The following is an 18,224-nucleotide window of genomic DNA, read 5'->3' as shown; positions in this document are numbered from 1 at the left end:
GGAGGCGCCGCGAGAGGGCGCCGTCCCGTGTGCCCACCCGTCCCGCCCCAGCGGGACGATTGCCCACACGGGCAGCCGGTGAACGCCCACACGGGCAGCCGGCGAACGCCCACACGGGCGCGGGCCGGAGGTCCGCGCGGGTACGGGCCCACCCGAGGCGAGGGCCCACGTGGGCAGCGGGCGCGGGCCCGCACGGGCGCGGGGCGCGGGCCGGTGCCGGGTCGGGGCGCGCGGGTGCCGGAGCGGCGGGGCAGACTGCTGGCATGCGTACCGCCCATCGCGTAGAGACCGTCCGGGCCGCCGAGGCCGCCCTCATGGCCCGCCTTCCCGACGGCGCCCTCATGCAGCGCGCCGCCGCCGGGCTCGCCGCCGCCTGCTGCTCCCTGCTCGGGAAGGGGCGGGTCTACGGCGCCCGGGTCGTCCTGCTCGTCGGCGGCGGCGACAACGGCGGCGACGCCCTCTACGCCGGGGCCCGGCTGGCCCGGCGCGGTGCCGGGGTCACGGCGGTGCTGCTCGGCGACCGCGCCCACGAGGGCGGCCTGGCCGCGCTCCGGGCGGCCGGGGGCCGGGTCGCCGACGAGCCCTTCGCCGTCCTCGCGGGCGCCGACCTCGTCCTCGACGGCATCACCGGCATCGGCGGCCGGGGCGGCCTGCGCCCCGACGCCGTGCCGGTCGCCCGGGCCGCGCGCGGCTCCGACGCGGTCGTCGTCGCCGTCGACCTGCCGAGCGGCGTCGACGCCGACTCCGGGGAGGTCCACGGGGAGGCGCTGCGGGCCGACGCGACGATCACCTTCGGGGCGTACAAGCCGGGTCTGCTCGTCGACCCCGCGCGGGAGTACGCCGGCGCCGTGCGGCTCGTCGACATCGGCCTCGGCCCCGTCCTGCCCGGCGTACCGGACCTGGAGGCGCTCCAGCACCGGGACGTGGCGTGGCTGCTGCCCGTGCCGGGCGCCGAGAGCGACAAGTACCGGCGCGGGGTCGTCGGCGTCGTCGCCGGGTCCGGCCGCTATCCCGGCGCCGCCGTCCTCGCCGTCGCCGGTGCGCTGCGCGGCGGGGCCGGGGCCGTCCGGTACGTCGGGCCCGCCGGCGACCAGGTCCTCGCCGCCCATCCGGAGACCCTCGTCCACTCCGGGCGGCCCGAGAAGGCCGGGCGGGTCCAGTCCTGGGTCGTGGGCCCGGGCCTCGGCGAGGGGACGGGGACCTCGGTCGCGGTGTCGGAGGTCCTCGCCGTCGACGTGCCCGTGCTCGTCGACGCGGACGGGCTGCGGGGCCTCGACCCGGCGGTCGTCCGGGGGCGCGGCGCCCCCACCCTGCTCACCCCGCACGCCGGGGAGGCGGCGGCCCTGCTCGGCGTCGCGCGGGAGGAGGTCGAGGCCGGGCGGCTCGCGGCGGTCCGCGAACTGGCGGGACGGTTCGGCGCGACGGTGCTCCTGAAGGGCTCGACGACGCTGGTGTGCGGGCCGGACGGGAGCGGTCCCGTACGGGTCAACCCGACCGGGACGTCCTGGCTGGCGACGGCCGGCAGCGGCGACGTCCTCTCCGGCCTGGCCGGCTCCCTCCTCGCGGCCGGGCTGCCGCCCCTGGACGCCGCGTCCTGCGCGGCCTACCTCCACGGGCTCGCCGCGCGCCGGGCGTCGGAGGGGGGCGCACCGGTGACCGCGACGGACGTGGCGGACGCGCTGCGGGCGGCGTGGCGGGACGTGACGGAGGAGTAGCGCCGCCGGCGGGCTCCCGCCGGTCGGCCGTCCACGGCACGCCCGTCCCGTACGCCCGGTTTCTCCCGTGGTGGCCGGGCCCTCCGCCTCGGCCGCGGGCGGCTCGCCACGCCCGGCGGGAGCCGTGGTCGCGTCGATCTCCGCCGCGGCGGCGCGCGGAATCTCCGGAGCGTCCTCCCCGAGGGTGACCGGGGCTACATCCGGGGTACGCGGCCCGGGGGCCGACACCTGAGAGACTGTTGCGCGATGACTGAGACACCTCCGCCCCACAGGGCCCGCGCCGAGATCGACCTCGGTGCGCTGCGCGCGAACGTCCGCACGCTGCGCGCCCGCGTCGACCCCCACGTCCGGATCATGGCCGTGGTCAAGGCCGACGCGTACGGACACGGCGCCCTGCGGTGCGCCCGCGCCGCCCTGGACGCGGGTGCGGACTGGCTCGGCACGGCCACCCCGGACGAGGCGCTCGCGCTGCGCGCCGCCGGGATCACGGACGTGCCGGTCATGTGCTGGCTCTGGACTCCGGGCGACCCCTGGGACCGGGGCATCGAGGCCGGGCTCGACATGTCCGTGAGCGGGATGTGGGCCCTGGAGGAGGTCTCCGAGGCCGCCCGGGCGGTCGGGCGGACGGCCAGGATCCAGCTCAAGGCCGACACCGGGCTCGGGCGCAACGGCTGCCAGCCCGCCGACTGGCCGGAGCTGGTCGGGGCCGCCCTGAAGGCCGAGGTCGACGGGCTCGTGAAGGTGACCGGCCTCTGGTCGCACTTCGCCTGCGCCGACGAGCCGGATCACCCGTCCATCGCCGCCCAGCTCACGCTCTTCCGCTCGATGCTCGACCACGCGGAGAAGGCGGGCGTCCGGCCCGAGGTCCGGCACATCGCGAACTCGCCGGCCACCCTCACCCTGCCCGAGACCCACTTCGACCTCGTCCGGCCCGGCATCGCGATGTACGGGGTCTCGCCCAGCCCCGAGCTCGGCACCTCCGCCGAGCTGGGCCTGCGGCCCGTCATGTCGCTCAAGGCGAGCGTCGCGCTGGTCAAGCACGTGCCCGCCGGGCACGGGGTGAGCTACGGGCACCACTACGTCACCGAGGGCGAGACCACCCTCGGCCTCGTGCCGCTGGGGTACGCCGACGGGGTCCCCCGGCACGCCTCCGGCCGCGGCCCCGTCCTCGTCGGCGACCGGGTCCGCACGGTCGCCGGCCGCGTCGCCATGGACCAGTTCGTGGTGGACCTCGACGGGGACACTCCCGAGCCGGGCACCGAGGCCGTGCTCTTCGGACCCGGCGACCGGGGCGAGCCGACCGCCGAGGACTGGGCGGTGGCCGCCGACACCATCGCCTACGAGATCGTCACCCGGATCGGGGCGCGCGTCCCGCGGGTCTACCTGGGGGAGTAGCCGGCCGTGGCGGAGTCGAGTGGCAGCAGCAGCAGCTGGCGGCGTGCCGGGTTCGCCGGCGCCGCGATAGGCGTCCTCGCCGCCGGGGCGGCCGCGGGCGTCGCCGTCGAGCGGCTCACCGTCGGCCGTTCCGTACGGCAGAAGGCCCGGCTCGCGCTGGACGCCACCGGCCCGTACGGCGGTCTGCGCGGCACTCCCGGGCGGGCGCTCGCCGACGACGGGACCGTCCTGTACTACGAGGTGGACGAGGTCGAGGCGGACGCCCCGGACGCCCGGCGCCGCCGGCTCTTCGGACGCCGCGAACCCGCTCCCGTCACCGTCGTCTTCAGCCACGGCTACTGCCTGAACCAGGACTCCTGGCACTTCCAGCGGGCCGCCCTGCGCGGTCTCGTCCGCACCGTCCACTGGGACCAGCGCAGCCACGGCCGCTCCGGGCACGGAGCCGCGCAGGGCGGGGCCGAGCCGGTGCCCGTCTCCATCGACCGGCTGGGCCGGGACCTCAAGGCCGTCATCGACGCGGCGGCGCCCGAGGGGCCGCTCGTCCTGGTCGGGCACTCGATGGGCGGTATGACGGTGATGGCGCTCGCCGCGCAGTACCCGGAGCTGATCCGCGACCGGGTCGTCGGCGTCGCCCTCGTCGGCACCTCGGCGGGGAAGCTCGGCGAGGTGACGTACGGGCTGCCGCTCGCCGGCGTGAACGCCGTCCGGCGGGTCCTGCCGGGCGTCCTGCGGGCCCTCGGATCGCAGGCCGAGCTGGTCGAGCGCGGGCGGCGGGCGACCGCCGACCTCTTCGCCGGGCTGATCAAGAAGTACTCGTTCGCCTCGAAGGACGTGGACCCGGCGGTCGCCCGCTTCGCGGAGCGGATGATCGAGTCGACCCCGATCGACGTGGTCGCCGCCTTCTACCCGGCCTTCACCGAGCACGACAAGACCGAGGCGCTCGCCGCCTTCGGCGCGCTGCCGGTGCTCGCGCTCGCCGGGGACAACGACCTGGTCACCCCCAGCTCGCACACCGAGGCCATCGCGGCCCTGCTGCCGGACGCGGAGCTGGTCATCGTCCCGGACGCGGGCCACCTGGTGATGCTGGAGCACCCCGAGGCGGTCACCGACCGGCTCGCCGACCTGCTGGTGCGGGCGGGTGCCGTCCCGGCCGGGGAGGCCTTCCGCACGCGCTAGGTTTGCGGGTATGGAAGCAGCGCACCCGCCCCTCTCCGGCGCCACCCTCTCCGTCGAGTCCCCGCAGCAGATGCAGGAGCTCGGCCGCCGGCTCGCGAAGATCCTCCGCCCCGGCGACCTCGTCATGCTCACCGGTGAGCTCGGCGCCGGGAAGACCACTCTGACCCGCGGCCTCGGCGAGGGCCTCGGCGTGCGGGGCGCCGTCACCTCCCCGACCTTCGTGATCGCCCGGGTCCACCCCTCCCTGACCGGCGGTCCGGCCCTGGTCCACGTCGACGCGTACCGCCTCGGCGGCGGTCTCGACGAGATGGAGGACCTCGACCTGGACGTCTCGCTGCCCGAGTCCGTGGTCGTCGTCGAGTGGGGCGACGGCAAGGTCGAGGACCTGACCGACGACCGGCTGCACCTCCTCATCCACCGGGTCACCGGCGACACCGACGACGACCGGCGCACGGTCGAGCTGCGCGGGATCGGCGCGCGCTGGGCCGGGGAGGACCTGGAACTGCTCTGAACCACGTATGTTCCGACAACGTGTCGGGAAGGTGTTGCGTGGGCCGCGCGCGCCGTGGTCACATGGATGCACGAGCTGGTTAGGTGCACCTAACCTACGGGAGGCATGCATGGCGACGCCCGAACGCGCGGAACCCGGCCGGGACCACGTCTCGATGAGCGAGCTGCTCGCGTCCTGCGCGGCCGCCCGCACCCTCTCGACGCCGCCGCGGACCGAACCCGGAGAGCCGGAAGAGACGGAAGCGGAAGCCCTGCGGGACGAAGCCGCCTAGAGGCACGACCAGGGAGGCGGAGCCCGAACGGGGCACGTCGCCGTACGGCCCCCCGGGCCACGCCCCTGCACGGAGCGCCCGCGCGGGCACTCCCGGCGGCGGCTTCCCTAGCCGACCACGACGACCTTCGCGCCGATCACCGCGAACGTCCACAGCGCGTCGCCGTCGGCACGCTTCATCCGGATGCCGCCGGTCTTCCGCGCCGGGTCCGGGGACGGCGTCGAGCCGTCCACCGCCGCGCTGAAGCCGATCGCCACGTCCTCGGCCGTCGCGAACCGCACCACGTGCTCGATCTGCACCCCGTCCGAGCCGCGCACCGAACCCGAGCGCGAGGTCACCGCGTAGGCGCCCGCCACCGGGTCGACCGTGCTCGGCCACACCGTGAACGTCCGGGTCGCCTTGCCCTTGCCGTCCACGAGCCACACCCGGCGGTCCGAGAGCGCGTACACGACCCGCTCGCCGGTGCCCGAGTCCGCGGGGACGGCCAGCGGGTTCCTGGCGGGCCGCTTCGGGCCGCCGCTCGGCGCGGCCGAGGGGGCGGACGTGCCCGGCGTCCGCGGCTTCACCGACAGGTCCGCGGGCGCGCTCGCCGAGGCCTGGTAGGCGAGGACGCCGACCGCGACGACGGCCGCCGCGGTGAGCCCGGCCACGAATCCCGAGCTGCTCCTTGCCACCGTGCCCACCTCTCGTACGAACGTATCGAGGGTGACGGTAGCAGCCGCCGCCCCGAGGTTCGGGGCACCGTGCCCGGGAGCCGTAGGCTGTTCGCGTGCTGTTGCTCGCCATGGATACCGCCACCCCCGCCGTCACCGTCGCCCTCCACGACGGCGAGGCCGTCGTCGCCTCGTCGAGTCAGGTCGACGCCCGCCGCCACGGGGAGCTGCTGCTCCCCGCCGTCGACCGGGTCCTCCACGAGGCCGGTCTGAAGCTCGACGCGGTCACCGGGATCGTCGTCGGGGTCGGCCCCGGGCCGTACACCGGCCTCCGCGTCGGCCTCGTCACGGCCGCCGCCTTCTCGTCCGCGCTCGGCGTCCCCGTGCACGGCCTGTGCACCCTCGACGGCCTCGCGTACGCCTCCGGGATCGACGAGCCCTTCGCCGTCGCGACGGACGCGCGCCGCAAGGAGGTCTACTGGGCGCGGTACGAGGACTCCCGCACCCGGGTGGGCGACGCCGCCGTCGACCGGCCCGCCGAGATCGCCGGAACACTCGCCGGGCTCCCCGTCGTCGGCGCGGGCGCCCGCCTCTACCCCGAGGCCTTCCCGGACGCCCGCGACCCCGAGCACCAGTCGGCCGCCGCGCTCGCCGGGCTCGCGGCCGAGCGGCTGGCCGCGGGCGGGGACGGCTTCCTCGACCCGCTGCCGATGTACCTGCGCCGCCCCGACGCGCAGGTGCCGAAGAACTACAAGGTGGTCACGCCCCAGTGACCGGCGTCGCGGAACTGCGCGAGATGCGCTGGTGGGACATCGAACCGGTGCTCGCCCTGGAGGGTGAGCTCTTCCCCGAGGACGCCTGGTCGGCGGGGATGTTCTGGTCCGAGCTGGCGCACTCCCGCGGGCCGGGCGCCACCCGCCGGTACGTCGTCGCGGAGGACGCCGACGGCGGGATCGCCGGATACGCCGGGCTCGCCGCCGCCGGCGGTCTCGGCGACGTGCAGACGATCGCCGTCTCCCGCGACCAGTGGGGCACCGGCCTCGGCGCCCGGCTGCTCACCGACCTGCTCCAGCACGCCACCGCCTTCGAGTGCGACGAGGTCCTGCTCGAAGTGCGCGTGGACAACACCCGGGCCCAGAAGCTCTACGAGCGCTTCGGCTTCGAGCCCATCGGTTTCCGGCGCGGCTACTACCAGCCCGGAAACGTCGACGCGCTCGTGATGCGACTGACCGTCCAAGGAACCGGAACCGATATCTGATGGCTGCTGACGAACCCCTGGTGCTCGGGATCGAGACCTCCTGCGACGAGACCGGCGTCGGCATCGTCCACGGGACCACGCTGCTCGCCGACGCCGTCGCCTCCAGCGTCGACACCCACGCCCGCTTCGGCGGCGTCGTGCCGGAGATCGCCTCCCGCGCCCACCTGGAGGCCATGGTCCCGACGATCGAGCGCGCCCTGAAGACGGCCGGGATCTCCGCCAAGGACCTCGACGGCATCGCCGTCACCGCCGGGCCCGGCCTCGCGGGCGCCCTGCTCGTCGGGGTCTCCGCCGCCAAGGCGTACGCCTACGCCCTCGGCAAGCCGCTGTACGGCGTCAACCACCTGGCCTCGCACATCTGCGTGGACCAGCTGGAGCACGGCAAGCTGCCCGAGCCGACGATGGCCCTGCTGGTCTCCGGCGGCCACTCCTCGCTGCTGCTCTCCTCCGACATCACCTCCGACGTGCGGCCGATGGGCGCCACCATCGACGACGCGGCCGGCGAGGCCTTCGACAAGATCGCCCGGGTGCTCGACCTCGGCTTCCCCGGCGGCCCGGTCATCGACCGGCTCGCCAAGGAGGGCGACCCGGCGGCGATCGCGTTCCCGCGCGGTCTGAGCGGCTCGCGGGACCCCGCGTACGACTTCTCCTTCTCCGGTCTCAAGACCGCCGTGGCCCGCTGGATCGAGGCCAAGCGGGCGTCCGGCGAGGACGTGCCCGTCCGGGACGTGGCCGCGTCCTTCCAGGAGGCGGTCGTCGACGTGCTGACCCGCAAGGCCGTCCGGGCCTGCAAGGACGAGGGCGTCGACCACCTGATGATCGGCGGCGGGGTCGCCGCCAACTCGCGGCTGCGGGCCCTCGCCCAGGAGCGCTGCGAGCGCGCCGGGATCCGTCTGCGGGTGCCCCGGCCGGGCCTGTGCACGGACAACGGGGCCATGGTCGCGGCGCTCGGCTCCGAGATGGTCTCCCGCAACCGGCCGGCCTCGGACCTGGAGCTGTCGGCGGACTCCTCGCTGCCGGTGACGGACCCGCACGTGCCGGGCCACTCCCACTCCCACGATCACGACCACGTGCACGAGGTCAGCAAGGAGAACCTGTACTCGTGAGGCTCACGCTCATGTGGGAGGCCAGGGCCACCGGGGGCAGGGGCGCCGAGCTCCTGGAGTGGGCGCGGGACCGGGCGCGGGTCCTGGCGCGTGAGCCGGTGCGCCGGGAGGTCTTCCGGGCCCCGCAGGACCGGGTCCTCGTCCTCACCTGGTGGGAGGCGGAGACCTTCGACGCCGAGCTGCCCGAGCTGCCGGAGCCGGACGCGGAGCTGATCACCCGTCCGGTCCACCGCTGGCGTTTCGAATCGGTCGAATAAGCGAGCTTCGAGCAACCTTTCGACCCTGTCGGGCATCCCACAGCGCGTGAAGAAGACGATCGCGCTGTGGGGGGCCCTGACCGCCGCCGCCCTCCTGGTGACGGGCTGCACCGTGGAGGAGCCCGCCGCCGCCCAGACCCCCGCCCCGGCGCGGACGACCGCGCCCCCGGACGGACACAAGGCGCCCGGGGATCCCGCGGCCGCCCGGGCCGCCGCGTACCGGAAGTGGGGCCTGAAGCCCTTCGCCGCCCCGCCCGCCCCGCCCTCGGCCAAGCCGGTGGTCCGCCCGGCCGGCGGGCCGGTGCCGGTCATCAGCGAGATACCCACCCGCGAGAAGATCGTCTTCCTCACGATCGACGACGGGGCCGAGAAGGACCCCGGCTTCGTCCGGATGATGAAGGACCTGAAGGTCCCGTTCACGATGTTCCTCACGGACGCCTCGATCCGCGCCGACTACCCGTACTTCGCGCCCCTGATCGCCCAGGGCCACGGCCTCGCCAACCACACCCTGACCCACCCGAACCTCCCCACCCTCGGCGCGGAGGCCCAGCGCCGGGAGATATGCGGCCAGCAGACGAGGCTGAAGGAGCGGTACGGCATCACCCCGCGGCTCTTCCGGCCGCCCTACGGCAACTGGAACGAGGCCACCCGCGCCGCCGCGGGGGAGTGCGGGGTCGACGCGATCGTGCTGTGGCGCGAGTCCATGCAGATCAAGAACATGCAGTACCAGCGCGGCGACCGGAAGCTGCGCCCCGGCGACATCATCCTGGCCCACTTCCGCGGCCCGTCCGAGCTCAAGGGCCGCACCATGACCGAGATGACGGCCACCCTGCTGCGCCGCGTCCAGGAGCAGGGCTTCACCGTGGCCCGCCTGGAGGACTACGTCTAGGCCCCGGTCCTCCGGTTCAGGAGGGGGTCGGGAGCGGGCCCGGGAAAATTCTTCGGGCGCGGTGTCGATGCGGGCCCGGCCCGTTCGACGTATGTGTGGACGGCGGGGAACGGCCCCGCCCACCGCACCACCGAGGAGTCGTCATGCCCCGCTTCCTGTCCCTCGTCCGCATCGAGGAGAACACCATCGACATGGAGAGCGCCGACCCCGGCTTCGAGCAGCGCATGGGCGCCCTCTTCGAGGAGATCACCAAGGCCGGCGCCATGGTGGACACGGCCGGCCTCAGGCCGACCGCCGAGGCCACCCGGATCACCTGGTCGGACGGGAGCCTGTCCTTCACCGACGGCCCGTTCACCGAGACCAAGGAGGTCGTCGGCGGCTACGCGATGCTCCAGTGCAAGGACATGGCCGAGGCCGTCGAGTGGGGCAAGCGGTTCCTGGCCGTCCACCCGACGCACTGGAAGGTCGGCCTGGAGGTCCGCGAGGTCGAGGAGATGCCGGAGAGCTGAGCCGCGTCGTGGTGTCATGTGACCTGTGACGGCCACGGTGGAGAGCACGCTGGAGACGGTCTTCCGGATGGAGTCGGCGCGGATCATCGCCACGGTGGCGCGGATCGTCAGGGACGTCGGCATCGCCGAGGAGATCGCCCAGGACGCGCTCGTCTCCGCCCTGGAGCAGTGGCCGCGGTCGGGCGTCCCGGAACGGCCGGGCGCCTGGCTGACGGCCGCCGCGAAGCACCGCGCCGTCGACCTCGTGCGGCGCCGCGAGACGTACGCGCGGAAGCTGGCCGAGGTCGGCCGGACGCTCGCGGAGGAGTCGTACGACCCCGAGCCGTCCGGGCCGGGGGACATCGACGACGACGTGCTCCGGCTCGTCTTCACGGCCTGCCACCCGGTGCTCTCCGCCGAGGCCCGCGCGGCGCTCACGCTCCGGCTCGTCGGCGGGCTGCGGACGGAGGAGATCGCCCGCGCCTTCCTCGTGCCGGAGGCGACGGTCGCCGCCCGGATCACCCGCGCCAAGCGGACCCTGGCACGGGCGGGCGTCGAGTTCGAGGTGCCCTACGGGGAGGACCGGGCCGCCCGGCTGGGCTCCGTCCTGGAGGTCGTCTACCTGATCTTCAACGAGGGGTACGCGGCGACCGCGGGCGACGACCTGCTGCGCCCCGGGCTCTGCGAGGACGCGCTGCGGCTCGCCCGGGGCCTGGCCGCCCTCATGCCGGGGGAGAGCGAGGTCCACGGCCTCGCCGCGCTCCTCGAACTCCAGGCCTCCCGGACGGCGGCCAGGACCGGCCCCGGCGGTGAACCGGTGCTCCTCGCCGACCAGAACCGGAGCCGCTGGAACCGGCTGCTCGTCCGGCGCGGGTTCGCCGCCCTGGGACGGGCCGGGGACGGGCGCTCCTACGGCCCGTACGCCCTCCAGGCCGCGATCGCCGCCTGCCACGCGCGGGCCGCCTCGTACGAGGCCACGGACTGGGCCACCATCGCCGCGCTGTACGGACGGCTCGGCACCCTCGCGCCGTCCCCGGTGGTCGAGCTGAACCGCGCGGTCGCCGTGTCGATGACCGAGGGCCCCGCGGCGGCGCTCCCGCTCGTCGACGCCCTCGCCGCCGAACCGGCCCTGGCCCGCTACCACCTGCTGCCGAGCGTCCGCGGCGACCTGCTCGCCCGGCTCGGCAGGACGGCGGAGGCGCGCGCGGAGTTCGAGCGGGCGGCCGCGCTCACGAGGAACGAGAGCGAGCGGGCCCTGCTCCTCGGCCGGGCCCGCAACGCGGTCGGCCCGTAGGGGAGTCGGGGGCGCCCGGTCCTCCCGGGACGGGGCCGCCTTAGGGTGCTGGACATGTCCCCACGCACCCCGCTGCCGCCCCCGCCCCCGCCCGTCGAGCTCCGCAGCTGGCCCGACCGGGAGGCCCTGCTCGCCGACCGGGCGACGGCGCTCGACGCGCTCGGCGGGCGGCTGATGGGCGGCGGGCGGCTCGCGCTCTTCCTGCTCTGGTTCCTGCTGATCGAACTGGGCTGGTCCCTGGTCGGCGTGTTCGTCACCGCGCTCGGCGCGCCGCTCGCCGACCCGATGACGGCGATGCTGGGGCTCTTCGCGGCGATCCCCGGCATCGGCGTCCTGGTCCCCGCCGTGTGGCTGACCGTCCGTAGCCTGCGCCGCGACCGGATCGTGCGGGAGCGCCTCGCCCTGTGGGCGGCCCTCGACCGGCACGGGCCGACGGACGCCCGGCTGCGCGCCCCCGTCCTCAGCGCCGTGTGGCTGCTGGTGTCCTTCGCGCTGTGCGCGGTCGGTCTCTGGCTGGGCTTCGCGGTCCCGGCGGGGGCCGGCCCCGACGACGGCTACGGCTTCGTCGCGTACGGCATGGGGGCCGCCCTGATCCTCTGGGTCACCGGTCTCACCGGCCTGGCGAAGGCCGTCGGCCACTTCCGCTTCGCGCTGCGGCTCAACGGCCCCCGTGTGCCGGCCGGCCGATCAGCATCGTCGGGGCGCCCGCGACCCGAGTGAGCAGCACGGTCGCGGCGTTGGGACCCTTCGGCTTCACCTTCCGCCGGATCTCCTCGGGTTCGACCGCGGAGCCCCGCTTCTTCACGGTGAGGGTGCCGACCTCGCGCTCCCGCAGCAGGGCCTTCAACTTCTTGAGGTTGAAGGGAAGTTCGTCGGTGATCTCGTACGCGGCCGCGTACGGGGTGGAGGCGAGGGCGTCCGCCGTGACGTACGCGATCGTCTCGTCGATCAGGCCGCCGTCCAGCTCCTCGGCGAACTCGGCGACGAGGTGCGCGCGGATGACGGCGCCGTCCGGCTCGTACAGGTAGCGGCCGACCGGGCGGACCGCCGGGTCGGGCAGGCCCCGGCCCAGGAGGCCCGCGCCGGAGGGCAGCAGGGTGGCCCGGCGGGCGCCCGGCTCCGTGCCGAACCAGAGCACGGCCTCCTTCACGTCGCCGCCGTCCGAGATCCACTCGGCCTCGGCCTCCTCGGGCACCGCCTCGTGCGGGATGCCGGGCGCGACCTTCAGCGCGGCGACGGGGGCCCGGCGGGCGGCCCCGATCGCCCAGGACAGCGGCGGTGAGTAGGCCTCGGGGTCGAAGATCCTGCCCCGGCCGCCGCGCCGCGCGGGGTCGACGAAGACCGCGTCGTAGGGGCTGGTGTCGATCTCGGTGACGTCCGCGCACCGCACCTCGACGAGGTCCGCCAGGCCGAGGGCGGCGGCGTTGGCGCGGACGGTCTCGGCGGTCAGCGGGTCCCGGTCGACGGCGAGGACGGAGATCCCGGCGCGGGCGAGCGCGATCGCGTCGCCGCCGATCCCGGAGCAGAGGTCCGCGACGCGGCCGATGCCCAGCGCCTTCAGCCGGGTCGCCCGGTGGGCGGCGACCCGGGCTCGGGTCGACTGCTCGACGCCGTGCGGCGTGAAGTACATCCGGTACGCGTCCTCGGCGCCGAACTTCGCCACCGCCCGCTGCCGCAGCCGCGCCTGGCCGAGGGCGGCGCTCACGAGCTCGGCGGGGTGGTCGCGGCGCAGCCGGGAGGCGACCGCCAGCTCCTGGGCGGGGTCGTAGTCGCGCAGGGCGGCGAGGAGCGCCTGCCCCTCGGGGGCGAGCAGGGCGGCGAAGGAGGCGAGGTCGTTCACCCGTCCCATTCTGGGCCCTGGGAGGCAGTGGGCCGGCCGGGGGACGGTGGACGCGGTACGGCGGTGTCGCGCCCCGGAACGGGCTCTCGCGCTGACAGGATGCGGCGCCATGCAGCTCGTACGACAAAAGGAACAGATGATGGCAAACGGCGCGCGTCGCTCCCGTCGGACCCTCGGTGCGGCGCTCGCCGTGGCCGCCCTCGCCTCCGCCGCCACGGCCTGCTCCGGCGGCGCCGAACCCCCGCGCGGCGCCCCCGCCCCCGCCGCGGGACAGCAGGCCCCCGCCGCCGGCGCCCTGAACGCGTACCTGGAGAAGGTCCGCGCCCAGCGTGCCGCCCGCGTGGTCGCCGCCAAGAAGTGGGGCCTCGCGAAACCCCCGCTCGAAGCGCCCGCCCCGCCCGTCACCAAGCCGAAGATCACCACCCGCAAGGGCTTCGAGACCGACGGGGAGGGGCTCCCGCCCGTCTTCACCACCGTGCCGACCAAGGAGAAGGTCGTCTTCCTGACGATCGACGACGGCTCCGACAAGGACCCCGAGCTGCTGCGGATGATGAAGGAGCTGCGGATCCCCTACAGCGCCTTCCTCAGCGACTACGTCGTCAACGACGACTACGGCTACTTCGCCGGGATGCAGAAGAACGGCGTCACCCTGAACAACCACACCCTCAACCACCGCTACCTGCCCGCGCTCTCGTACGGCACGCAGAAGCGCGAGATCTGCGGGATGCAGGACATCATCCAGAAGCAGTTCGGCAAGCGCCCCTCGCTCTTCCGCCCGCCCTACGGCAACTACAACGAGGACACCCTGCGCGCCGCCCGGTCCTGCGGCGTCAAGGCCGTCCCGCTCTGGGCCGCCGAGGCCTTCCCCGACCACATGGAGTGGCGCGAGTGGGACCAGGACCTGCACCCCGGCGACATCGTGCTCACGCACTTCCGGGGCAAGGAGGACTGGAAGGGCACCATGCCCGACATGATCCGCCGGGTGATGAACGTGATCACGTCCAAGGGGTACGCGGTCGCGAAGCTCGAGGACTACGTGTGAGAACCGGGCCGGGCCTCCGGGCCGCCGTCCCGGCCGTGGCGGCCGCCCTCCTCGCAGTCGCCGCCCTCACCGTCCTCACCGCCTGTGCCTCCTCCGTCGACCCGATCGAACGGCTCGGCCGGAAGGCCGCGGAGCGGGTGAGTCCCGGGCCCGCGTCGGCCGGACCCGTACGGGCGGCGGTGGACGCGAAGACCTGCGCGGGGGTGGGAGCACCCCGTACGGTCACGCCACAGAGCGAGGAATTGGCACTCCGCTTGACCGAGTGCTAATCGCGGTCATAGTCTCGGCTCTGGCACTCCCCACTGGAGAGTGCCAACACAGCGACGGGCAGGTCCGGCACCCGCGACGACGGATCCACCTGGTCGCCACCTCAGACAGTTAACCCCGTGAGATCTCCGAAGGGGGAGGTCGGATCGTGACGACCACCAGCTCCAAGGTTGCCATCAAGCCGCTCGAGGACCGCATTGTGGTCCAGCCGCTCGACGCCGAGCAGACCACCGCCTCTGGCCTGGTCATTCCGGACACCGCCAAGGAGAAGCCCCAGGAGGGCGTCGTCCTGGCCGTGGGCCCGGGCCGCTTCGAGAACGGCGAGCGTCTGCCGCTCGACGTCAAGACCGGCGACATCGTGCTGTACAGCAAGTACGGCGGCACCGAGGTGAAGTACAACGGCGAGGAGTACCTCGTCCTCTCGGCTCGCGACGTGCTCGCGATCGTCGAGAAGTAATTCACCGAAGTACCGAAGTACCTGAAGCAGATGCTTTGAGCTGCGCCCCGAGGCCCCTTTCCCAGGCGCCCCGGGGCGCGGTTCGTTCCACCCGATTCCGAGAGGGCTGAACCGCTCCCATGGCGAAGATCCTGAAGTTCGACGAGGACGCCCGTCGCGCCCTTGAGCGCGGCGTCAACAAGCTTGCCGACACGGTGAAGGTGACGATCGGCCCCAAGGGCCGCAACGTCGTCATCGACAAGAAGTTCGGCGCCCCCACCATCACCAACGACGGTGTCACGATCGCCCGCGAGGTCGAGATCGAGGACCCGTACGAGAACCTCGGCGCCCAGCTCGTGAAGGAGGTGGCGACCAAGACCAACGACATCGCGGGTGACGGCACCACCACCGCCACCGTGCTCGCCCAGGCCCTGGTCCGCGAGGGTCTGCGCAACGTCGCCGCCGGCGCCTCCCCGGCCGCCCTGAAGAAGGGCATCGACGCCGCCGTCAAGGCCGTCTCCGAGGAGCTGCTCGCCACCGCGCGCCCGATCGACGACAAGTCCGACATCGCCGCCGTCGCCGCGCTCTCCGCGCAGGACCAGCAGGTCGGCGAGCTCATCGCCGAGGCGATGGACAAGGTCGGCAAGGACGGTGTCATCACCGTCGAGGAGTCCAACACCTTCGGCCTGGAGCTCGACTTCACCGAGGGCATGGCCTTCGACAAGGGCTACCTGTCCCCGTACATGGTGACCGACCAGGAGCGTATGGAGGCCGTCCTCGACGACCCGTACATCCTGATCAACCAGGGCAAGATCTCCTCGATCCAGGACCTGCTGCCCATCCTGGAGAAGGTCATCCAGGCCGGCGCCGGCAAGCCGCTGCTGATCATCGCCGAGGACGTCGAGGGCGAGGCGCTCTCCACCCTCGTCGTCAACAAGATCCGTGGCACCTTCAACGCCGTGGCCGTCAAGGCCCCCGGCTTCGGTGACCGCCGCAAGGCCATGCTCGGCGACATCGCCACCCTCACCGGTGCGACCGTCATCGCCGAGGAGGTCGGCCTCAAGCTCGACCAGGCCGGTCTCGACGTGCTCGGCACCGCCCGCCGCGTCACCATCACCAAGGACGACACCACCATCGTCGACGGTGGCGGCGACTCGTCCGAGGTGCAGGGCCGCGTCAACCAGATCAAGGCCGAGATCGAGTCCACGGACTCCGACTGGGACCGCGAGAAGCTCCAGGAGCGCCTCGCGAAGCTCGCCGGCGGCGTGTGCGTCATCAAGGTCGGCGCCGCCACCGAGGTGGAGCTGAAGGAGAAGAAGCACCGTCTGGAGGACGCCATCTCCGCGACCCGCGCCGCGGTCGAGGAGGGCATCGTCTCCGGTGGTGGCTCCGCGCTCGTCCACGCCGTCAAGGTCCTCGAGGGCAACCTCGACAAGACCGGCGACGAGGCCACGGGTGTCGCGGTCGTCCGCCGCGCCGCCGTCGAGCCGCTGCGCTGGATCGCCGAGAACGCCGGCCTCGAGGGCTACGTCATCACCTCGAAGGTGGCGGAGCTCGACAAGGGCCAGGGCTTCAACGCCGCGACCGGCGAGTACGGCGACCTGGTCAAGGCCGGCGTCATCGACCCGGTGAAGGTGACGCGCTCCGCCCTGGAGAACGCCGCCTCGATCGCCTCCCTCCTCCTCACCACCGAGACCCTCGTGGTGGAGAAGAAGGAAGAGGAGCCGGCGGACCACGGCCACGGCGGCCACGGCCACTCGCACTGAGGCAGCTGACCGAACCACCGAGGCCCGGTACCCCCGTCGCGGGGGCACCGGGCCTCGGTGCGTTCCAGGGGATTCCCCCGGGGTGTCGTTAGCCCTCCACGGCCCCCAGCTGCCCCATGAGCCCGAGCATGTCGTACATCCACCAGCCCTCGACGGCCTTGCCGTCCTCCCGGAAGCGCTGGACCAGCATCCCGGTCATGCTCACCTCCATCCCCGTCGGCTGGAGCCCCATGAAGTCGCCGACATGGGTGCCGTTCCACGTCCAGCGGGTGCAGACCCGGTCGCCGTCGGCCATCTGGTCCTCGACGGTGAAGGAGAAGTCGAACGCGGCCCGCCACATCTCGGCCTCGCGCCGCACCGCGTCCATGCCGACCGAGTCGGCCGGGCTGGTCGGATCGTGGTCGTGGTACCCCTCGGCCAGTACCTCGTCGAGCGGCGCGAGTTCCCCGGGCGCGGCGATCAGCTCCAGGTACCGCCGGGACGCCGCCTTGTACATCTGCTCGTCCCGGACCACGTCCAGATCGGTGAAGGTCGGCATCTCGTCACAGAGCGCCACCATCTCCCGGAAGATCCGGTCGGTCTCGGGGAGCTGAGAGTTCCGCATGGCCACGGCGTACGAGGGGAACTCGACGATCTCCACCACGTGCGAGGCGTCGGAGCGGTCCTTGCCGACGATGCTGTGCGTCGCGGTCCTGCGCCCCTCGGTCTGCTCGACCCACCGGTCCATGAGCCGGTTCAGGTCCTCCATCCGGCTCGTCCTGCAGTCGATGATCTGCACGAATGTCATGACGCCTCCCGAACCAGGTAGGACCTCTCCAGTCTAGGCGGGATGGACCGGTCAGGCCGATCGTGTCAGGTCCGACGCCCGGACCTCCTCCGCGAAGGGCTCCCCCCGGCCGTAGCGCGCCACCTCGTCCAGGGCCTGGTCCGCCATGCGGTGGAGTTCGTTGCCCAGGGAGCCGGCGACGTGCGGGGTGAGCAGCACGTTCGGGAGGGTGTAGAGCGGGGAGTCCGGGGGTGGGAGTTCCGGGTCGGTCACGTCGAGGATCGCGTGGAGGCGGCCCGACACGAGGTGGGGGAGCAGCGCCGTCTCGTCGACGAGGGAGCCCCGGGCCGTGTTGATCACGGTCGCTCCGTCCGGCATGGCCGCCAGCTGGGCCGCGCCGATCATGCGGTACGTGGCGGGGAGTTGGGGCGCGTGCACCGAGACGACCGTGCTGCGGGCGCACAGTTCGTCGAGGCCCACGAGCTCCACGCCGGGCGGCGGGACGTCCACGTACGGGTCGTACAGCAGGATCTCGACGTCGAAGGGGCGCAGCAGGTCGACGACCCGGCGGCCGATGCGCGAGGCGCCGACGATGCCGATGGTGCGCCGGTAGTTGCCCCAGGTGGTGGACTCCTCCAGCCAGGCGTGGTCGGTGCGGAGTTCGCCGTACCGCTGGGCCGAGCGCAGGACCCGCTTCCCGGCGAAGAGGATCGCGGCGAGCGTGTACTCGGCGACCGGCAGCGCGTTGGCCGCGGCGGCCGAGGTGACGCGCAGGCCGCGCTCCCAGCAGGCGTCGGTGACGTGGTGCTTGACCGAGCCGGCCGCGTGGACGACGGCGCGCAGCCGGGGCGCGCGGTCGAGGACCTCGGCGGTGAGCGGGGGCGCTCCCCAGCAGGTGAGGAGGATCTCGGCCCCGGCGAGGGCGGCGGTGACGCGGGGGTCCGGGCCGGTCAGGTCGTGGGCGACGAGCCGGGGGTCGGTGTCCGCGAGTGCGGCGAGGCGGGTGCGGTGGGCGTCCGTGAGGAGGCGTCCGTCGACTCCCGGGCCCATGGCCAGGAGGACGGTGGGGCGGTTGTCAGTGGTCGGGTGCATCG

The 18,224-nt window shown here is 73.9% G+C and carries 21 protein-coding genes; 17 read left to right on the top strand and 4 right to left on the bottom strand.

Annotation, left to right across the window (positions count from 1 at the left end; all coding sequences use genetic code 11):
- Positions 1-263: 263 nt before the first annotated feature.
- The 5 genes from ACFYXU_RS04370 (at position 264) to ACFYXU_RS04350 (ending at position 5,068) form a co-directional block, all read left to right on the top strand.
- Positions 264-1,715 (top strand): NAD(P)H-hydrate dehydratase, encoded by a 1,452-nt coding sequence (locus tag ACFYXU_RS04370; protein WP_389407464.1) that lies wholly within the window; start codon positions 264-266, stop codon positions 1,713-1,715.
- Positions 1,716-1,961: 246 nt separating this feature from the next.
- Positions 1,962-3,110, top strand: coding sequence for an alanine racemase (gene alr / locus ACFYXU_RS04365; RefSeq protein ID WP_389407463.1), 1,149 nt, complete (start codon positions 1,962-1,964; stop codon positions 3,108-3,110).
- A gap of 6 nt (positions 3,111-3,116) precedes the next feature.
- The gene (locus ACFYXU_RS04360; protein WP_389456475.1) at positions 3,117-4,286 is read left to right on the top strand and encodes an alpha/beta fold hydrolase; all 1,170 of its coding nucleotides are present in this window, start codon (positions 3,117-3,119) and stop codon (positions 4,284-4,286) included.
- A 10-nt stretch (positions 4,287-4,296) separates the two neighbouring features.
- Positions 4,297-4,797 (top strand): tRNA (adenosine(37)-N6)-threonylcarbamoyltransferase complex ATPase subunit type 1 TsaE, encoded by a 501-nt coding sequence (gene tsaE, locus ACFYXU_RS04355; RefSeq protein WP_376507665.1) that lies wholly within the window; start codon positions 4,297-4,299, stop codon positions 4,795-4,797.
- Positions 4,798-4,906: 109 nt separating this feature from the next.
- Positions 4,907-5,068 (top strand): hypothetical protein, encoded by a 162-nt coding sequence (locus ACFYXU_RS04350; protein ID WP_376507667.1) that lies wholly within the window; start codon positions 4,907-4,909, stop codon positions 5,066-5,068.
- A 107-nt stretch (positions 5,069-5,175) separates the two neighbouring features.
- Here ACFYXU_RS04350 and ACFYXU_RS04345 read toward each other — a convergent pair whose 3' ends face one another.
- Positions 5,176-5,742: a hypothetical protein gene (locus tag ACFYXU_RS04345; protein WP_376507668.1), complete on the bottom strand. Its 567-nt coding sequence runs from the start codon at positions 5,740-5,742 to the stop codon at positions 5,176-5,178.
- Between the two features lie 95 nt (positions 5,743-5,837).
- Between ACFYXU_RS04345 and tsaB the strand changes: the two genes are divergently transcribed.
- The 8 genes from tsaB to ACFYXU_RS04305 all read left to right on the top strand — a co-directional run bounded on the left by tsaB (position 5,838) and on the right by ACFYXU_RS04305 (position 11,733).
- Entirely contained in the window at positions 5,838-6,494 is a 657-nt protein-coding gene (tsaB, locus tag ACFYXU_RS04340; RefSeq protein WP_329854374.1) for a tRNA (adenosine(37)-N6)-threonylcarbamoyltransferase complex dimerization subunit type 1 TsaB, read from the top strand.
- A 23-nt stretch (positions 6,495-6,517) separates the two neighbouring features.
- A complete protein-coding gene (gene rimI, locus ACFYXU_RS04335; RefSeq protein ID WP_329854539.1) occupies positions 6,518-6,979 on the top strand; it encodes a ribosomal protein S18-alanine N-acetyltransferase in 462 nt (153 codons plus the stop codon).
- Positions 6,979-8,085 (top strand): tRNA (adenosine(37)-N6)-threonylcarbamoyltransferase complex transferase subunit TsaD, encoded by a 1,107-nt coding sequence (gene tsaD / locus ACFYXU_RS04330; protein ID WP_376507669.1) that lies wholly within the window; start codon positions 6,979-6,981, stop codon positions 8,083-8,085. The genes rimI and tsaD overlap by 1 nt, the downstream gene beginning before the upstream one ends.
- The gene (locus ACFYXU_RS04325) at positions 8,082-8,342 is read left to right on the top strand and encodes a hypothetical protein (RefSeq protein WP_329854372.1); all 261 of its coding nucleotides are present in this window, start codon (positions 8,082-8,084) and stop codon (positions 8,340-8,342) included. Before tsaD ends, ACFYXU_RS04325 begins: the two co-directional genes overlap by 4 nt.
- Before the next feature lie 46 nt (positions 8,343-8,388).
- A complete protein-coding gene (locus tag ACFYXU_RS04320) occupies positions 8,389-9,231 on the top strand; it encodes a polysaccharide deacetylase family protein (RefSeq protein WP_376507671.1) in 843 nt (280 codons plus the stop codon).
- Positions 9,232-9,374: 143 nt separating this feature from the next.
- Positions 9,375-9,740: a YciI family protein gene (locus tag ACFYXU_RS04315; protein ID WP_389456472.1), complete on the top strand. Its 366-nt coding sequence runs from the start codon at positions 9,375-9,377 to the stop codon at positions 9,738-9,740.
- A 67-nt stretch (positions 9,741-9,807) separates the two neighbouring features.
- Positions 9,808-11,013, top strand: a complete 1,206-nt coding sequence (locus ACFYXU_RS04310) for an RNA polymerase sigma factor (protein ID WP_376507785.1) — start codon at positions 9,808-9,810, stop codon at positions 11,011-11,013.
- Between the two features lie 54 nt (positions 11,014-11,067).
- Positions 11,068-11,733 (top strand): hypothetical protein, encoded by a 666-nt coding sequence (locus ACFYXU_RS04305; protein WP_389456470.1) that lies wholly within the window; start codon positions 11,068-11,070, stop codon positions 11,731-11,733.
- On the opposite strand, the gene ACFYXU_RS04300 is transcribed toward ACFYXU_RS04305, so the two are convergent.
- Complete coding sequence (locus ACFYXU_RS04300) at positions 11,672-12,862, bottom strand: SAM-dependent methyltransferase (RefSeq protein ID WP_389456468.1); 1,191 nt, start codon at positions 12,860-12,862, stop codon at positions 11,672-11,674. The two genes, ACFYXU_RS04305 and ACFYXU_RS04300, sit on opposite strands and share 62 nt — an antisense overlap.
- 130 nt (positions 12,863-12,992) lie before the next feature.
- Here ACFYXU_RS04300 and ACFYXU_RS04295 point away from each other — a divergent pair, with 130 nt between their 5' ends.
- From ACFYXU_RS04295 to groL, 4 genes are all read left to right on the top strand, one after another.
- A complete protein-coding gene (locus tag ACFYXU_RS04295; protein WP_376507675.1) occupies positions 12,993-13,895 on the top strand; it encodes a polysaccharide deacetylase family protein in 903 nt (300 codons plus the stop codon).
- Complete coding sequence (locus tag ACFYXU_RS04290) at positions 13,892-14,164, top strand: hypothetical protein (protein WP_376507676.1); 273 nt, start codon at positions 13,892-13,894, stop codon at positions 14,162-14,164. The genes ACFYXU_RS04295 and ACFYXU_RS04290 overlap by 4 nt, the downstream gene beginning before the upstream one ends.
- Positions 14,165-14,310: 146 nt before the next feature.
- A complete protein-coding gene (gene groES, locus ACFYXU_RS04285; protein ID WP_017239619.1) occupies positions 14,311-14,619 on the top strand; it encodes a co-chaperone GroES in 309 nt (102 codons plus the stop codon).
- A 119-nt stretch (positions 14,620-14,738) separates the two neighbouring features.
- A complete protein-coding gene (groL, locus tag ACFYXU_RS04280) occupies positions 14,739-16,364 on the top strand; it encodes a chaperonin GroEL (protein WP_329854364.1) in 1,626 nt (541 codons plus the stop codon).
- An 88-nt stretch (positions 16,365-16,452) separates the two neighbouring features.
- On the opposite strand, the gene ACFYXU_RS04275 is transcribed toward groL, so the two are convergent.
- Positions 16,453-17,151, bottom strand: a complete 699-nt coding sequence (locus tag ACFYXU_RS04275) for an ester cyclase (protein ID WP_389407457.1) — start codon at positions 17,149-17,151, stop codon at positions 16,453-16,455.
- Positions 17,152-17,202: 51 nt separating this feature from the next.
- Positions 17,203-18,222: a hydroxyacid dehydrogenase gene (locus ACFYXU_RS04270; protein WP_389407456.1), complete on the bottom strand. Its 1,020-nt coding sequence runs from the start codon at positions 18,220-18,222 to the stop codon at positions 17,203-17,205.
- Positions 18,223-18,224 lie beyond the last annotated feature (2 nt).

The organism is Streptomyces sp. NPDC002232 (assembly GCF_042890295.1).
Lineage (GTDB): Bacteria > Actinomycetota > Actinomycetes > Streptomycetales > Streptomycetaceae > Streptomyces.
The sequence above is the reverse complement of the archived record's forward strand: the minus strand, read 5'-3'. Positions and strand labels throughout refer to the sequence as shown.

Bases quoted from the DNA above. Each gene is read 5' to 3' on its own strand.
- ACFYXU_RS04370 (WP_389407464.1), top strand. From the start codon at position 264: ATGCGTACCGCCCATCGCGTAGAGACCGTCCGGGCCGCCGAGGCCGCC.
- alr (WP_389407463.1), top strand. From the start codon at position 1,962: ATGACTGAGACACCTCCGCCCCACAGGGCCCGCGCCGAGATCGACCTC.
- tsaE (WP_376507665.1), top strand. From the start codon at position 4,297: ATGGAAGCAGCGCACCCGCCCCTCTCCGGCGCCACCCTCTCCGTCGAG.
- ACFYXU_RS04350 (WP_376507667.1), top strand. From the start codon at position 4,907: ATGGCGACGCCCGAACGCGCGGAACCCGGCCGGGACCACGTCTCGATG.
- rimI (WP_329854539.1), top strand. From the start codon at position 6,518: ATGCGCTGGTGGGACATCGAACCGGTGCTCGCCCTGGAGGGTGAGCTC.
- tsaD (WP_376507669.1), top strand. From the start codon at position 6,979: ATGGCTGCTGACGAACCCCTGGTGCTCGGGATCGAGACCTCCTGCGAC.
- ACFYXU_RS04315 (WP_389456472.1), top strand. From the start codon at position 9,375: ATGCCCCGCTTCCTGTCCCTCGTCCGCATCGAGGAGAACACCATCGAC.
- ACFYXU_RS04310 (WP_376507785.1), top strand. From the start codon at position 9,808: ATGGAGTCGGCGCGGATCATCGCCACGGTGGCGCGGATCGTCAGGGAC.
- ACFYXU_RS04305 (WP_389456470.1), top strand. From the start codon at position 11,068: ATGTCCCCACGCACCCCGCTGCCGCCCCCGCCCCCGCCCGTCGAGCTC.
- ACFYXU_RS04300 (WP_389456468.1), bottom strand. From the start codon at position 12,862: ATGGGACGGGTGAACGACCTCGCCTCCTTCGCCGCCCTGCTCGCCCCC.
- ACFYXU_RS04295 (WP_376507675.1), top strand. From the start codon at position 12,993: ATGGCAAACGGCGCGCGTCGCTCCCGTCGGACCCTCGGTGCGGCGCTC.
- groL (WP_329854364.1), top strand. From the start codon at position 14,739: ATGGCGAAGATCCTGAAGTTCGACGAGGACGCCCGTCGCGCCCTTGAG.
- ACFYXU_RS04275 (WP_389407457.1), bottom strand. From the start codon at position 17,151: ATGACATTCGTGCAGATCATCGACTGCAGGACGAGCCGGATGGAGGAC.
- ACFYXU_RS04270 (WP_389407456.1), bottom strand. From the start codon at position 18,222: ATGCACCCGACCACTGACAACCGCCCCACCGTCCTCCTGGCCATGGGC.